The organism is Micrococcales bacterium, from assembly GCA_009784895.1.
Classification (GTDB): Bacteria; Actinomycetota; Actinomycetes; order Actinomycetales; family WQXJ01; genus WQXJ01.
This window is the reverse complement of the sequence record WQXJ01000020.1, coordinates 1-16,271: the sequence shown is the minus strand read 5'-3', so window position 1 is coordinate 16,271 and position 16,271 is coordinate 1. Positions and strand designations below refer to the sequence as shown.

The window sequence follows — 16,271 nt, the reverse complement described above, 5'->3', positions numbered from 1 at the left end:
CTAGGGCTACTCCCAGCCATCCGACCCAACTCACGCCTGCCATGGTAACCGTCTGGTTCCTGCTGATTCTTGCAAAACCGTTTCGGGTCCTTCCGCCAAGCGATAAAGAACCCCTACCTCATCTCCAGCATTCGGTTTCCCGACTATTGGCCCGAAGCTCCTCAGGAATGCCGGCCCCGGTTTCTGGGAAGGAGTACATCAGTAGCGATTGGTGAACACAATGATCACGCGAGGGCAGGTTGAGCCAACCCCTATTGGTTTGGGTTGCCGGGCGTCCCGCCCATTTGGAATGAACGCCTCGAAGCCGCCTGTCATTGTTCTTCCTCGTAGGGGCCGAGGAAGCGTTCACCGTTGAAGTGGATGAGGTGAGTTGGGTCGTCGGCGCACCAGACCTCCGTTTCCCAAGCGATCTGCGTCAGATACTTGCGCATGATGGCGCGGGAGGGGAAGCAGGAGACGTAGACCAGGCCAGCTGTCGAGCTGCCGAACATCGACAACAACTCAGAGTGCCGTTGACCATCGACAGGGCCATGGCTGGCAGCCGCCTCAAGCAGAAGGAGCCAGTTCCTTTCTGGCAGGTGAACCACAAGGTCGGGCATTTTGCCGTGCTTGTTTACCTCCACGCCAAGAGCGGTGAGTTCGTTTTCGTGAAAGACCGCCCATTTCTCGTCCGCGTCGCCGACATACAGCACCCGACCGCCGGGAGCGTAGTAAGCGCAGAAGTCGTCGATCATCTGCTTGATGAGTTCGTTCTGTCCGCCAGGGCTCAACGTCACCGGGCTTCCATCCGGCAGCACCACCGGTATGCGGGTCATCTCCCGCTGCGAGGCGTACTGCGCCACCAAGCCCGGTGAGGTCTTCAGATAGTCCGTCAACAATCCATCGAAGTGGTCAGTTTCGTAGGCCCGGAGGAGACCAAGCGCCTCGGCACGAATTCGGTAGCACCACTTGGGAGAGTTGATGGGACGGCTCGGATGGTCAGGATTCTCCTCGACCAGCCCAGCGTCAACGAACTGGTGCAAAGTGAACCGACGGATAGTCTCACGGCTGTTCGGCGCGTACTCTACGCCGTACTGATCCCTAATCCAGTCCATAATCGCTCTGGTCCCCAGCATTGGAGACTCCAGGTCTGACCAGGGTTTGCCGGGTCGTAGCCGCAATAGGGACAGCAGCACCAGAGCCGAACGTTCATTAGACCGCTCGGCGTCAAAACCGAGGTTTTCAAGAGCAATGCGAGCCTCGTCGACCAGAGCCGCGGCATCGTCGTTCATGCGGCCACTTGCCTCCATGCGTGGTCTTCGATCAGCTGGTCCAGATCATCTTGGGCAGGAAGGAAGTCGACGGTGCGTCCGAGGCGGCGCAGGGTTGCTTCGTCGGGGTAGCTCAACGACCGCAGATCAGTGGCATTGACCTGGGTGTGGCCGGAGAAAGTGCGGAAGTAGCGATCCACGACCGAGGAGTTCAGCCAGAGACACAATCCCCAAGCTAGCTCGCGGTCCAGCCCGACACCGCCCGCGTGGAAGACATTGAGGTGGTTTTCAAAAGCCACCTCCTTGGCTTGGTAGCGAGTTGGATCCCATATCGCTGCGACGACACGGCGGCGTTCCTCTTTGGAGGAGAAGCGCTTCACCAGCACGTAGTAGCCGTATGGCAACAGTGCTTTGCGGTCGTGGTCACCAAGTAGGCAGAACGCTTGGGCTTTGCCGATCTGTCGTGGCCACTCGACCTGGCCATTGCGCAGATTCCCCGGATAAACCAGCGGAAGGCTGCCCGGCTGTGGGGAATCGTGAAGGTTGTCTCTGGCGCGGAAGTCCACCACCTTGCCAGTTGACACTTTCAGATCCAGGGCCAACAGCGACGCCGGTAGGGAGGCGAACCTGTGCACCGCGTCATCGTCCGCATCATCTGTGGTGATCCGAATGAACTCCTCCGGATCGTCCGGCAAAACCAGCTCGCCGTAAGTGATCACTCGGGAGGTGATTTCGTCGATGTGGCCATGAGAGGAGGTGATAACGACATCGCCGTGTAACCCACCCTTGGTGGCAGAGAAGGCCACGTTTTCCTGAAGCACGCCGGTGTCGGCAAAGACCGTGGAACGCGATTCATAGGTATGAAGCCGGTTGAACGTCACCTGGCGTAGCAGACGCTTGCGGAACTGACTGAAATAAGGGCCGTTGAAGAATGAGCGCGGTGTGATGGCAACCAGTTGACCGCCATCGCGCATGGAGTCGACCCCGAGTGCTAGGAAAGCCGAGTACAGGTTCGGGGATTCCCAGCCCAGGGGCTCTAGAGCCTTGCGTTGCCAGGATGACGAACCGAGTTTCTTGTACGGCGGGTTCATCACCACCAGGTCAAAGTCCAAGCCAAGCTCGGCGTCCAAACCTGTTTGCAGCAAAACCACATCGCCGCACACGACCTTGACTGTGACTTTGGTGTGGTGATCCAGGCCCCACTGCTCGCACATTTCGGCGGTGCGCTGCAAGGCGGGCAGCAACGACTGGTCACACTCCACAGCCGTCACCTCAACCTTGCCGCCATAACGTTCCCGGCAGACGCGATCCACCACTGCGGCGGTCAAAATGCCTGACCCTGCGCCGGGATCTAGCACCTTCAACAGAGAGTCCCGTGGCAGCTTTGGCAGATCGGCGATCAATGCGGCAGCCCCGCCGGGGGTGAAGTATTGGCCCTGTGCAGTCTGGGCGACTGAATCAAGGCCAAGCGTCGACTCGACCCTCACCCGCTCAGCTTGCTGGAGCAGACCTTCAACCATGAATTCAAGCCTAATGGGCGGCACTGACACGCTCGGGAGCCACGGCCTTGGCCCGGCCGCAGGCAGGGACTAGTGGATCAGTCCGGCTGCCCAGACCGGCAGCGCTGCCACCACGCCTGGCAAGGTAATCAGCGCGGCGTCACGCAGGGAAGGCCTCACTGCCCAAGTCCGCGCTGGCCAGCTGGCCAACCACAGGGTCAAGAATCCAGGGGCCAGGGCGCAGCTAGCCCCAACAGCTCCACCCAGCCACCAAGTGACCTCACCGACTAGCAAGGTCGTGCCCCAGCCGGCGCCAAAGCCGGCTGCCAGTGCCAAAAACAGCGAGGCCAAGGGCACCCAGCTGAAACGTCGATCAAACGGTAAACCAACCATCAGCACCAGGCAGGCCGCGGCCAGCCCAGCCGTTCCGACTAGGGCCAAAACCCAGGGCTGGTCAGGACCACCTTCGACCCCAAAGTAGGTGCCGGCCAGGGTCACCAAGACCAGGCCAGCGCTGGTGCCAGTCAGCGACCTGATCAAGCCTGGCCTGGGTAAAGGCCGAGCCAACTCCCGCACTACAGCCAGTGGAAAACCGACCCCCAGCGCTACCAGCACGGCCGTGGCCGCCATCGACGAACTGCTCCAAAAGGCCGCCAGGCCAACCGACAGGGCCGCCGCCGCGGTTAGGACCAGCCGGGCACTGAGCGGTTGGGGCAGCGCCGCCAGTTCAGGCCATCCGAGAACAAAAACCAGGGCCAACAACCCGATCAGGACCCAGCTGGGTACCTCGCCCAGGTAGAGCCCAAGCGGTGCGGCGCCGCCAGCCACGGCGGTGGCGGCCAACCTGATGTAGCGGTACATCTGATCCGTTCTCTCGTTTCTGTTCACCGACGGTCAAACACGTCTGAAGCCGTCTGGCGGCTTTGTCTAGGTGACTTTACCGCCCGGACCAGGCGACGCCATCGCCCTGCAGGCCTAGTTCTATTCAACCCCAAGGTCCCGAATTGGTAGGACCCGCTGCCCGTGACCCGGCCGCCAGCAAAATGCCCTAGTGTGGTTTGTGCCGGATCGCGGAAGCCCCGGGCTCCAAAACAAGCCGCTACGAGCGGCCTTCGCGCCGACTGGCGCTCCGCGATCCGGTACTAAGCTTCTCCTAGCACCGGCCTGGGCGCCGGTGCGGGCAGTCGGTCCATCTCTGTGGCATTGGAGTAAGCGGTGCGATTCCGAATCACCCCCAAAGACATTGGCTTCTTTGGCATGTTCGCGGAGCAGGCCAAGCACCTAGTAGCCGGGGCCGAGGCCCTGCGCGAAATGGTGGAAGCAGACTTCGACGAACGGGTCGACCTGGCCGCCCAGGTCCGCGAGATTGAGCATCACGCCGATGACGCCGCCCATGCCATTATCCGCCGCCTGAACTCTACTTTTGTTACGCCATTCGACCGGGATGACATGTATGAGCTGGCCAGCGCGCTGGACACCTGCATGGACTACATGGAGGAAGCGGCCGACCTGATTGTGCTTTACCGGATTCACCAAATCCCGCGCAAGATCGGCAAACAGATCAAGATTCTGCAACGGGCGGCCGAACTGACAGCTGAGACCATGCCCAACTTGGAGTCGATGCAAGGCCTAAGCGACTACTGGGTCGAGATCAACCGGCTGGAAAACCAGGCCGACCGGGCCTACCGAGCGCTGGTGGCAGACCTTTTTGAGACCGAAACTGACCCGATTTTGATCATGAAGCTCAAAGAGCTGATCGAGACCCTAGAGGCGGCGGCTGACGCCTTCGAACGGGTGGCCAACATAGTCGAGACGATCTGTCTGAAGGAATCATAGGGCTGTGGCCACTTCGACCGTTTTGGTGGTCATTGCCCTGGCCGTCATGGTTTTGGCGTTGGCCTTTGACTTCACCAACGGTTTCCACGACGCGGCCAACGCCATCGCTACGGCGGTTTCGACCCGAGCCCTGACGCCCCGGGTGGCCTTGTCAATGGCCGCCCTGATGAACCTGGTTGGAGCGCTATTAGGCACCGGGGTGGCCAAAACCATTGCCGACACAGTCGACCTGAACGGCCTGAAAGACAACGGCCACGTTGGCGAGGCCCTCTTCATTGTGCTGGGCGGCCTGGTTGGGGCGATTGCCTGGAATTTGATCACCTGGTGGAAGGGCCTGCCCTCATCCAGTTCGCATGCGCTGATTGGCGGGCTGACAGGTTCTGGCTTGGCGGCGATGGTTTTTTTCAACACCGGCAACACCCCCGATGCCGCCGTCACCATTCACTGGGCCAAAATTGGCTCCAAAGTGCTGATCCCCATGGTGATATCGCCGGTGGTCGGTTTCTCGTTGGCCTTTGCCCTGATGGTAGGACTGATGTGGTTGTTCCGCCGGTCCAACCCGTCCAAAACCACCCGCCGCTTCCGCCACCTGCAGATTGTTTCAGCTGGGGCTATGGCCCTTGGCCACGGCTTGCAGGACGCCCAAAAGACTATGGGTGTGATGTTCATGGCCGGTTTGACCATCGGTTGGATCGCGCCAGGTAGCGACATCCCGCTGTGGATCAAATTGCTGGCGGCGGCCGCCATTTCGCTTGGCACTTACGCCGGCGGCTGGCGCATTATGCGGACACTTGGGCGCAAAATCATCGAACTTGACCCGGTGCGCGGTTTCGCGGCTGAAACCGTGGCGGCCTCGGTCCTTTACACCACGGCCTTCGTTTTCCAGGCCCCAATTTCCACCACCCACACCATCACCAGCGCCATTATGGGCGTTGGCGCCACCCGCCGGCTTTCGGCTGTGCGGTGGGGGGTGGCCAAGAACATCGTTGGCGCTTGGATCATCACTTTCCCGGCCGCCGGCACGGCTGGGGCGCTGGCCTTTTTTGCCCTGCACGGCCTGCAAGCTTGGCTTGGGGTGGCCTAGTGCAGCGACTGAGGGGCGGCCCGTGCCGGACCGTCCGGTCAGACCTGCCCGCGCCCGATACCCAGCTGGGCGGAAACAGTCGCGCCAGGCGGTTAGCGGTTGCTGCCAGCCTGATTGGACTGGCTGGCCTGAGTCTTGGACCGTTGACCGCTTGCGGCCATGATGAGGGTTTCGACGAAGCCGCCTATTGCCGCGCCATCAAGGCCGATCCAGGCATTGACATCAATGCCCTTGAGTCGGCCGACAACACAGAAGAGTTGGCCAAGGCCCTTGAGGTCTATACCGAGTTGCGCGACCTGGCCCCACCGGAGCTGACCAGGCAGTGGTCCCAGATAGTGCGGGACCTTGACTCGATGGTTAAGGCCGCCAATGACTCAATCCCGGTAACCGGCACCGACTACCCCGGCTTTGCCGAGGCCCTGACCGCCATTGACCAAGACCAACAAGCCCGCTGCCAGTAACCCCCGGGCCCAAACGGTAGTTCACTCCAAGCCAAAACCCCTGTCAGTGGCCTAGGAGACGGCGGTAACAGCCCGCCTAGGCCTTGTGACACTGTCTGAAGGCCGCAGAAATACGTAGGATGAAAACGTCCCATGATTGTGGCGGCGCTTGGCGCTGCCCAACAACCTCTAGGGGAGATAAAGCAGGACCGTTTTGATGGGAACGGAAGGACAATCAGGCCTGGCTCCGGCCGGCCCGAGTGGTCTCAGGATCGCCGCACGGCGACAAATGGTACGGCGGACCTTGACTAGACGGGTATTGTCTACCCAACCCATCCCGGCCAGAGACGGTCTCACCCCCGTCCTGCGACCCCCCGAAGCGACAGTGGAAGTGCAACGTGACATCCAACCAGCCTAAATATCCAGGTACGCGACAGGTAATCAACGGCAATGGCGCTATCAGTCATGTCATGGCCCATGTTTGCGGTGGTGTGATTGGCTACCCCATCACACCTTCGACCGAGATTTCGGAGACCTTCGAGGCGGCCAGAGCGGAGGGACAGCTCAACGTCTGGGGCAAACACGCCTTCTTCGTCGAGGCTGAAGGTGAGCATTCAGCTCAGTCCGGCGCCTTGGGCGCGGCCCTGACCGGTGGGAACTACATTTCCAACGCCTCTTCCAGCCAGGGCATTTTGTACGCTCTGGAATCGCATTACGTCACGGCTGGCAAGCGCATTGGCGGCTTTGTGCTGCAGGTGGCCGCCCGGGTGGTGTCAAAACACTCCCTTAACGTCATGGCTGGACATGACGATGTCTACGCCTTACTGCCGGCCGGCTACACCATCTTGTTTGGCTCCGACCCAGAAGAGACGGCTGACCTGGCCGCGATCGCCTACAAGACTTCCGCCTTGTCGCTGATTCCCGTGGCCAACGCCATGGACGGCTTCGCCACCAGCCACGTCATGTGCGAAGCCCGGCTGCCTGAACCGGCCTTGTTGAAGGAGTATTTGGGCGACCCGGCCTCCCGCATCGCCTGCCCCACCAAGGCCCAAGAGGTGCTGTTTGGCGCTAAGGGCCGCGCCTGGGCCTTGGACGCCTGGTTGGACCGTCACGCCGGCGACTTCCCGCCATCGGACCTGGAGGCCTTGCGCGGTTACCTGGCGGCCAACGGCGAAGCCATTGAGGCCGATGCCGATGCGGCCCTTATCGCCAAAGCTCTACCTTGGGTGCCTAAAGAGTTGCGCCAGCCCTTCCGCCGCCAGTGGGTCAACGCCTGGACCAAGGGCACGCGGCAATTGGTGCCGGCCCTGGTTGATCCGAACAACCCTGGCCTAACCGGCCCGGTCCAAAACCAGCCCGACTTCCAGGCTGGCTCGGCCGACCACCGCACCCACTTCGCCGCCGCCGTGCCCAGCCTGGTGCGCGCTGCCATGGCTGAATACAACGGTATGACTGGCCGTAGCTATGCCCCGGTTATGACCTATGACTGTGAAGATGCCGACTACATCATGGTGGCCATGGGTTCGATCACTGAGGACATCCGGGCCGTGGTGACCTATCTGCGCGGCCAAGGCCAGAAGGTCGGGGTGGTTTCGGTCAAGCTGCTTCAGCCCTTCCCCGAGGCCGAGCTGGTCGAGGCCGTCAAGGGGGCCAAGGCCGTCATGGTGTTGGAGCGTTCCGACGACACGGCCCTAACCCGCCTGGTCTCCCAGGCCCTGTTCAAAGCCTCTTCCAACCACCAGGCCAGCCAGGCGCGCTACCCAGGCATTCCGCCAATCGCGGCCGCACCCCAGCTAACCACCGGCATTTTTGGTTTGGGCGGTCATGATGTTCAACCGCGCCACATTGTGGCTGCTTTTGAGGCCATGACCAATGACGACCTGGCGCCGCTGATCTACCTCGGTTCACAGTTCTTCTCCGAGAACCCGACCGGCTTGCAGGCTGAGATCCAAGAGCAAATGCGCCAGGCCTATCCAGAAACAGCCGCCATGGCCCTAACCACTGGCGAAAACCCACCGATTCTGCCACCCGAGGCCTTGCGTATCCGCTTCCATTCGGTTGGCGGCTACGGCACCATTGCAACCGGCAAGTTGCTGACCGATGTGCTCTCTGGTGTGCTGGGTATGCGCTCTAAGTCGGCCCCTAAATACGGGTCAGAGAAATCGGGTGCCGCCACCAACTACTACATCACGCTTTCGCCGGAGCCGGTCTTTTTGACCAACAACGAGCTCGAAGATGTTGAAGTGGTGGTCTCGCCCGACCATCAGGTGTTTATCCACACCAACCCGCTGAAGGGTCTAGTCAGGGACGGCACCTTCATCCTGCAGGCATCGCAAAGCCCAGCCGAGGTTTGGGCGTCGCTGCCGGAATACGCCCGGCGCACCATCAAGGAACGCAATATCCACTTCTACGTCGTGGACGCCTTCAAGGTGGCCAGGCGATTGGCGCCGGATCCGGCCCTGCAAACCCGCATGATGGGCATCGCCTTCGTTGGTGCCATTGCTGGTCACGTCGATGCGGTTCTGGAACAGGCCGGTTCGTTGGACAAGGTCATGGACAAAGTTCGCCACGAGATTGACCACAAGTTTGGCCGCAAAGGCAAGGCCATTGTCGACTCCAATATGGCCGTAATCGAAGCGGCCAGCGAGGCCACCGAGCGGGTCAACTACGACGAGCTGGTGACGGCTGAATCCGCCACTGAGCGCCGCCAACAGCGCACTGTGGCCTTGAGTGCGGCCATGTCTCTGTCCGCCACGGCGGTGCGCCCTCAGGCCTTGTTTGACCCGGACTACTTCAACACTGCTGTTGGCACGCCTTTCAAAGAGGGCACCATTGCCGAAACCCCGGTACTTCCTGGCACCGGGTTGTTTATGCCACCGGCCACTGGCGCCGGCAAAGATAAAGGCATTTTCCGCCGCGAGGTGCCGCTATTCACGCCTGAAGGCTGTACCGGCTGCCTCGAATGCGCCATTGCTTGCCCTGATACGGCCATCCCTAACACGGTTCATGAGCTGCATGACCTGCTAACCAGCGCCATCGCCGCGATCGCGCCGCCGCCGGCCCAAAGGACCAAGCTTGATGGCCTGGTACCCGCCTGGGGCGCGGAGGCGCGCCGTCTGCTGCTGGAGACGCCCGATGCCGGCACTTGGCCTGAGATTTTGCGTCCGGCGGCCAGCGCCTTGGGTGATGATCAACTTATCGCCAAGCACATCGATGCTCTGGTCGAACACTTGGCCGCCTTCCCGGTCGCCCGGACCAGGCCGTTCTTCGATGCCATGGAGAAGGAGCGGGCCGGCAGCGGTGGCCTGCTTTCGGTGGTAGTCGATCCTTGGAAGTGCACCGGCTGTATGCAATGCGTTGACGTTTGTGGCCCAGGGGTGTTGCACACTGTGGACCAGGATGGCTCGATCCTTGACTTGATCCAGGCTCGCTTCGAAGCGATGACGGCCCTGCCCAATACGCCGCAGCGCTTCACGGCCGGGGCTCTGGAAGAGGGCGACTTCAAGCGGCTGCTGTTGGACCACACGGCCTACTATTCGATGACCGGCGGCCACGGGGCTTGCCGTGGTTGTGGTGAGGTCACACCGATTCACCTGATTTCAACCATTTGCCACGCCCAAGGCAAGGCCCAACGCGGCCAGCATGTGGCCAAGCTGACCGAGCTGATTGATCAGCTCAAGGCCAAGCTTGATGGGCTGGAGGCTGACCAAGCCGGGCGGGCTGAGCGCATCGCCAATCTGATCGAAACCTTGGATCGGTGTTTGTTCAACTACGAGGCCGGCCCCACAGGTGCCGGCCCGGCTCCGGTGGTCTACGCCAATTCGACCGGCTGTTCTTCGGTTTACGCCTCGACCATGCCGTTCAACCCCTACCCCGACCCGTGGGTGAATTCGCTGTTCCAAGACGCCCAGCCGCTGGCGGCCGGCATCTACGAGGGTTTGGCCAGCCAATTGGTCGGTGAGGTCAGGGCCACCCGCCTGGCTGCGGCGGAGCTAGATGACGCCTACACCCCGGACCTGGCCGCCGCCCTGGCGACATTGGATTGGCGTGACTTCACCCCGGCCGAGGCGGCCCTGATGCCAGCCTTGGTGTCAATGAGTGGTGACGGTGCCGCCTATGACATTGGCTTTGGTGCCTTGTCGCGGGTCTTGGCTAACGGTGTTCCGATCAAGACGGTGGTGCTGGACACCGGTGGTTACTCCAACACTGGTGGCCAGGCCTCGACCGCTAGCTACACCGGTCAAGATGCCGACCTGGCTCGTTATGGCAAGGCTCATGCTGGCAAACGTGAGGCCCGCAAGGAGCTTGGGCTGATCGCCCTGTTCCATCCTTCGGTTTATGTCGCCGCCACTTGTTCGGCTCTGCACAGCCACTTCTTTGCCGCCGCGGCCGGTTTGTTGGCCTACCAAGGCGGCGCCGGAGTGATCCAGCTCTTCACCCCGTGCGGTACGGAGAACGGCTTCAGCGAGGAACTCTCAGCCGAGCGCGGCCGGATCGCGGTCGAATCGCGGATGGCGCCAATGTTTGTGCACGACCCGGCCCGTGGCGAGTCGTTGCCGGAGCGGTTGTCCCTGGACGGCAACCCGGCTATGGACCAGATCTGGGCCAGCCACAACATCCAGCATGTCGATGCTGAGGGCAAGACCCAGCTACTCGAAGCGCCTTTGACTCCGGCCGATTTCGCCTTAGGTGAGATCCGCTTCGCCAAACAGTTCTCCAAACTGCGCCCTGAGGTCGAAGAACAGGCCATTCCGCTGGCCGAATTCATCGAACTGCCGCCGGACCAGCGCTTGGGCAAAGTGGCCTTCATCTACTCGACCGACAAGCGCCAACGGCTGATCAAAGTGGCGGTTTCGGAAGCCATGGTCGAGTTGGTTGAGGAACGTAAGCGCTTCTGGTTGACGCTGCGGCTGCTGGCCGGACGCGACCAAGCCCTGGCCAACGCCGAGCACCTGGCCCATGTCAAAGCCCTTGAGGCCCAGTACAGCGAGGCCTTGGACGCGCGCGAGCAGTCGCTCGACCAGATCGCGGCGGCCATGGCTGACCTGGCCACTTCCTCGGCCGCTCCAACTACTGGGCTAGCCGCCTCGATCGGGGTTGGCAGCCCCGCCCAAGCCGCACCAGCTGGCCCTGGCCCGGGCGCTGAGGCACCGGCATCGGACGGGACCAGCCCATGCGACTACCCGGTTTGGCTCGATCCGGCTGACCTGCCCAAATGCAACGACTGCGCCACCTGCTACCAGGAGCTGCCAGCGCTATTCGAGAAGACCACCATTTTGGTCGACGGTGCACCGCAAATAGTGGGCCGAATGATTGAAGGCGCAATCGACTCGGTGGTGATCGACGCAGAAATGGCGCGGCGTATCAAGCGGGTCAAAGCCAATTGCGATGCGGAGATCATCCAGTGAGCGACCAGATTCAACGCTGGGAAACAGCCCGGGCCGAGCTTGAGGCTGACCGGGCGGCGCTGGACGAGCTCGGTGCCAGCCCGCAGGTGCGCCAATTCCGCAACCAGGTGACGGTGCTGGAACAGGCTCTGGCCGTTGAGCCGCGGGCTTTCCGCAATGTCTTCCTGGAGCAGGGCATGGCGGCGGTGGCTTGGGAGTTCAAGCAGCGCGACATTTCCAAGGAACTGACCTTGCGGATCTGGGACATGCTGCTGGCTGGCGGCGATGTCGCGACCGTCATGCTGCGGTTCTTGTGGAATTTGCCGGTGGGCAAGAAACGGGCCTTTATCCGGGGTTTGGATAGCCACCTATCTGACCGCTACCCCATGTTCGATGGACTAAGCGAGCAGTGGCCGGCCAATAACGCCATTCCGCCCTACATCCGCCCACCGGAAGAACGGGTCAAGGATTCATCCCTGGTCAACACCGGCTACTTGGGTTACCAGGCCCTAGGTTTCACGCTGCGTGAATGCGAGCTGTTCGTGTGGCTAGAGGCGCTGCGGGACAAACAATGCGCTGAAAAGAACTGCGTCATTGGCGAGCTGATTACCGGCAAACGCGACCCGGTGGGGGGTTGCCCGGTCAAAATTGACATTCCGGAGATGTTTGGGCTAATTGGCGAGGGCCGGTTTGACCAGGCGGTCAAAATGCTTGAGCAGGCCAATCCGCTGCCCAATGTGACCGGCCGGGTTTGCCCGCAAGAACTACAGTGCCAGGGCGTTTGCTTGCATAAGACCGCCATGACCATTGGTCAGGTCGAATGGTTCTTAGCTGAATGGGACAAGCAGGTCCACCCCAACGCCAACGCCGAGCGTTTCGCCGGTGTCTCCGACCCGTGGCAGGTCGCCACCAAACCGCCTGTCGGCATTGTCGGTTCGGGTCCATCCGGTTTGATCGCGGCCTACCTACTGGCCCGCGACGGTTTCCCGGTGACGGTATTCGAGGCCTTCCACGAACTGGGCGGCGTGCTGCGCTACGGCATCCCCGAGTTCCGTTTGCCCAACGCCCTGATCGACGATGTCGTTGAGAAGATCCGCCTGCTCGGTGGGCGGTTTGTGACCAACTTTGTGGTGGGCAAGACCGCCACCCTGGAGCAATTGGCCCAGGCCGGTTTTTGGAAGATCTTTGTTGGTTCCGGCGCCGGGCTGCCCAAGTTCATGAACGTGCCGGGCGAACACCTGGTTGGCGTGATGTCTGCCAATGAGTTCTTGACCCGGGTCAATTTGATGGGCGCGGCCAGCGATGACACCGAGACACCTTTGCCGGCCGTAGCCGGTAAAGAGATCATGGTGATTGGCGGTGGCAACACCGCTATGGATGCGGCCCGCACCGCCCGCCGGCTGGGCGGCCACGTTCAGATTGTCTACCGCCGCACCAAAGCCGAGATGCCGGCCAGGGTCGAGGAACTTGAACACGCCATCGAAGAAGGCGTCATAGTGGCGACGCTGCGCGCGCCGACTGAGTTCCATGGCGACGAGGCGACTTCGTTTGTGACCGGGGCCACGGTTGGCATCATGGAGCTGGGTGAACCCGATGATTCTGGCCGGCGGCGGCCAGTGGCCACAGGTGAGACCACCTATATGCCAACTGACCTGGTGATCATGGCCTTAGGTAACTCAGCCAACCCCATCATCAAGGACTCTGAACCGCGCTTGGCCGTGTCCAGCTGGGGTTCAATCGAACTGGAAGCCGACGGGTCGCAGGAAACCTCAGTTCCCGGTGTCTACACCGGTGGCGATGCCGCGCGGGGCGGTTCGACCGCCATTTTGGCGGCCGGCGATGGTCAAAGTGCCGCCCGCGAGATCCAGGCCCTACCGGAGTTGGAGCTGGATCAGGTCAAGGCCATGGTGGCCAGTGCCGGGCGCTACTCCCAGACCGGTGCCGCCAGGGCGGTTGTCCTGGCCAAAACCCATTTGTCTGAGGGCATCGAGGAGCTGGTCATTCACGCGCCGGTGATCGCGGCGGCAGCCCAGGCTGGACAGTTTGTCCGGCTGCTGCCGGTGGCAGAAGTCGGCGAGCTGATACCGCTGACCCTGGCCGATTGGGATGCCCAGGCTGGCACCATCACTTTGGTGGTCCAGGCGGTTGGCACCTCTTCGCACCAGATCAACGCCTTGGCGGTGGGCGAAACGGCGGCTGGGGTGGCCGGTCCCTTGGGCCAGCCGTCGCAGCTGCACCGCTACGACGCTGACCGAGTCGTGTTTGTGGCCGGTGGTCTGGGTCTTCCTCCCGTCTACCCGATTTTGCGCGAACACCTGCGGCTGGGTAACCACTGCGTGCTAATCGCCGGTTTCAGAACCAAGGATCTGATGTTCTGGGATGGAGCAGAAGAACGAATCGAATCGCTACGGGCCGAATTCGGTGATCTGCTTGAGGTCATCTACACCACCAATGACGGCTCCTTCGGGGTCGAGGGTTTCGTCACCAACCCACTCGAAGACCTACTGAAGGCGGCCAAGACTGGCTCAGGCGCCGGCATCGGCGAAGTCATCGCCATTGGGCCGGCTGTGATGATGCGGGCGGTGGCCGACTTGACCAGGGGTTTTGAGGTCAAGACTGTGGCCTCGCTGAACTCGATTATGGTTGACGCCACAGGCATGTGCGGGGCCTGTATGGTGCCCGTAATCGAAGGTGACCGGCTGGTGCGTAAACACGCCTGCATTGACGGCCCGGAGATCGACGCCCACGCCATTGACTGGGACAAGTTCTTGCCGCGTTACCGCCAATTTGCTACCCAGGAGCAGGCCAGCCGCCTGCGCCACGGTCTCAGGTAGCCGTCTGATCAACCAGGTTGCTAGACCCGGGGCCTGCATTGGCGTTAGGCTCCTGGGGTTAGCCCGAAGAGTCGCAAGGAGCATCCAATGTCAAACATCCCACCGGCACCGCCGCCTCCGCCGCAGGGGCCACCTCCCCAGGGGCCGCCGCCGCAGGGGCCGCCGCCTCCGCCGCAGGGACCACCACCTGGTGGGCAGTACCCGCCACAGGGTGCGCCCGGCTACCCGCCGCCTGCGCCCCAAGGGCCGCCGCCCGGTCAGCCCTACCCGCCGCAGGGTGGGCAGTACCCACCGCCTGGTGTGCCTGCTGGTCAGGCTCCGCCGCTGCGGCCAGACGAAGAACGGCTTTGGGCCACTCTGGCCCACGCTGGCGGAATTCCCTCTAACTTTGTGGCCCCGCTGATCATCTGGCTAGTTTTCAAAGCCCGGAGTCGCTTTGTCGATGACCAAGCCAAAGAAGCCCTGAACTTCCAGATCACGGTGGCCATTGCTTTTGTTGCGGCTGGCATAGTCTCGTTCCTTCTCATCTTGATCTTCCCGCCTCTCTTTTTCGTTATGTGGATTCTGCTTCCCGCCATTTTTGTCGCTAATCTGGTCTTTGGCATCATGGGCGCCATGGCAGCCAACAAGGGCACGGCCTACCGGTATCCGATCAGCCTCCGGATCATCAAGTAAACCCGGTCCCACCGTCCGCAGTGTCCGGGGACCGTCAAGACCAAAAACCGCTCGCCAGGGGTGCTGGAACAGTGCCCCTGGCGGTTCGGCGCGGCTTGGCGCTGGCGGCCGCGGCGCTACTGCTGGCCGCCTGCAGTCAGGCCGAGGATGTCAGCTTGGACCAGGTCAGGAGCGCCCTGTCCCAAGCGGTCAAAAATGGCTGCGGGCAAACCGGCCAGCCGTTCACTCCCGACTGCCAAACAGAGCGGCAGGAGTATTGCCGGCTGCAATTCAAACTGTTGCAGTCCGATCCGTCTAAGGACGTCAAAACTGAACTGTCGGCCTACCAGCGGGTCATGCAGTGCGACGCCAGCGGCAACGCGCTCACCAACGACTGACCACTGAATCCAGCACGGCTCGCGGATACGTTTGGCAGTCCACCAAGGGATCAGACTGGCCGGTAGCACTGTGCTACGCTAGCGTCATGACGACGGTGATCTCGCAGCGTGAACTGCGTAATAGCTCGGCAGACATCATGCGACGGCTCCGAGCTGGGGAGTCGTTCACTTTGACGAGCAACGGGACGCCAATCGGATCGCTTACTCCGGCGTCACAACCGACGCGCCTGCCCATCACCCGGCCGGCCACCAGACGCGGATTTGACGGTTTTCCACTCCACCCGGCCGGCGACACACCGGCCTTAGAGATCCTCGATGAGCTGCGGGCGGACCGAATCTGATGCGACGCTACGTCGACAGCTCGGCTGCGGTGAAACTTCTGGTATCTGAGCCGGAAAGCGCTGCGCTCATTGCTGAACTCGGCGATCCAAAGCACCAGACAGTCTCCAGTGATTTGTTGGAGACCGAATTGGGCCGCGTCGCGGTCCGGGTCGGTGCTTCCGGCGGCGACGTGGCCGCGATCCTCGCACTTTTCGATCTGGCCACACCTGACCGTTCGACCTACCGGCAGGCAGCGCTGCTGCCGCATCCAACCCTGCGCAGCCTTGACGCCCTGCACATCGCCGCTGCGATCGATCTCAATGCCGACGCCATTGTCACCTACGACATGCGAATGATCGAGGCCTGCCAAGCGCTCGGCATCACGGTGCTCAGCCCCAAGTGAGCCGAGGTCGGCGAGCGCTCATCCATCCAGCTTGCCCGGCCAAGACGCGTCACGCCATGGGCTGTGGATAACTCCAGCAGTTGTGTACGGCATCGTGGTCGCCGGCAGAGGCACGGCACATCGTTGCCCCGTCAACATCCGGATCAACAAGTGCCTCAGGGCCTT

12 protein-coding genes are annotated in these 16,271 nt (G+C 61.9%); 9 read left to right on the top strand and 3 right to left on the bottom strand.

The features are described 5' to 3' along the window. Window positions 1-311: 311 nt before the first annotated feature. The 3 genes from FWD29_05140 to FWD29_05130 form a co-directional block, all read right to left on the bottom strand. Window positions 312-1,271, bottom strand: a complete 960-nt coding sequence (locus tag FWD29_05140; GenBank protein ID MCL2803320.1) for a restriction endonuclease — start codon at window positions 1,269-1,271, stop codon at window positions 312-314. Then, window positions 1,268-2,770, bottom strand: coding sequence for an Eco57I restriction-modification methylase domain-containing protein (locus FWD29_05135; GenBank protein ID MCL2803319.1), 1,503 nt, complete (start codon window positions 2,768-2,770; stop codon window positions 1,268-1,270). The genes FWD29_05140 and FWD29_05135 overlap by 4 nt, the downstream gene beginning before the upstream one ends. A gap of 69 nt (window positions 2,771-2,839) precedes the next feature. Continuing rightward, complete coding sequence (locus tag FWD29_05130; protein MCL2803318.1) at window positions 2,840-3,637, bottom strand: hypothetical protein; 798 nt, start codon at window positions 3,635-3,637, stop codon at window positions 2,840-2,842. A gap of 327 nt (window positions 3,638-3,964) precedes the next feature. Here FWD29_05130 and FWD29_05125 point away from each other — a divergent pair, with 327 nt between their 5' ends. The 9 genes from FWD29_05125 to FWD29_05085 all read left to right on the top strand — a co-directional run bounded on the left by FWD29_05125 (window position 3,965) and on the right by FWD29_05085 (window position 16,106). Continuing rightward, window positions 3,965-4,585: a DUF47 family protein gene (locus tag FWD29_05125; GenBank protein MCL2803317.1), complete on the top strand. Its 621-nt coding sequence runs from the start codon at window positions 3,965-3,967 to the stop codon at window positions 4,583-4,585. A gap of 22 nt (window positions 4,586-4,607) precedes the next feature. Further along, on the top strand, window positions 4,608-5,669 hold the full coding sequence (locus FWD29_05120; GenBank protein ID MCL2803316.1) for an inorganic phosphate transporter: 1,062 nt from the start codon (window positions 4,608-4,610) through the stop codon (window positions 5,667-5,669). Continuing rightward, the gene (locus tag FWD29_05115) at window positions 5,669-6,130 is read left to right on the top strand and encodes a hypothetical protein (protein ID MCL2803315.1); all 462 of its coding nucleotides are present in this window, start codon (window positions 5,669-5,671) and stop codon (window positions 6,128-6,130) included. Before FWD29_05120 ends, FWD29_05115 begins: the two co-directional genes overlap by 1 nt. A 377-nt stretch (window positions 6,131-6,507) precedes the next feature. Beyond that, entirely contained in the window at window positions 6,508-11,517 is a 5,010-nt protein-coding gene (locus FWD29_05110; protein ID MCL2803314.1) for a 2-oxoacid:acceptor oxidoreductase family protein, read from the top strand. Continuing rightward, complete coding sequence (locus FWD29_05105) at window positions 11,514-14,330, top strand: sulfide/dihydroorotate dehydrogenase-like FAD/NAD-binding protein (protein MCL2803313.1); 2,817 nt, start codon at window positions 11,514-11,516, stop codon at window positions 14,328-14,330. Before FWD29_05110 ends, FWD29_05105 begins: the two co-directional genes overlap by 4 nt. A gap of 87 nt (window positions 14,331-14,417) precedes the next feature. Continuing rightward, entirely contained in the window at window positions 14,418-15,005 is a 588-nt protein-coding gene (locus FWD29_05100; protein ID MCL2803312.1) for a DUF4870 domain-containing protein, read from the top strand. Window positions 15,006-15,076: 71 nt separating this feature from the next. Beyond that, a complete protein-coding gene (locus FWD29_05095; protein MCL2803311.1) occupies window positions 15,077-15,382 on the top strand; it encodes a hypothetical protein in 306 nt (101 codons plus the stop codon). Window positions 15,383-15,468: 86 nt separating this feature from the next. Continuing rightward, a complete protein-coding gene (locus FWD29_05090) occupies window positions 15,469-15,723 on the top strand; it encodes a type II toxin-antitoxin system prevent-host-death family antitoxin (GenBank protein MCL2803310.1) in 255 nt (84 codons plus the stop codon). A gap of 29 nt (window positions 15,724-15,752) precedes the next feature. Then, window positions 15,753-16,106 carry a type II toxin-antitoxin system VapC family toxin gene (locus FWD29_05085; GenBank protein ID MCL2803309.1) on the top strand — a complete coding sequence of 118 codons (354 nt, stop codon included), beginning with the start codon at window positions 15,753-15,755 and terminating at the stop codon, window positions 16,104-16,106. The last annotated feature ends 165 nt before the right edge of the window (window positions 16,107-16,271 follow it).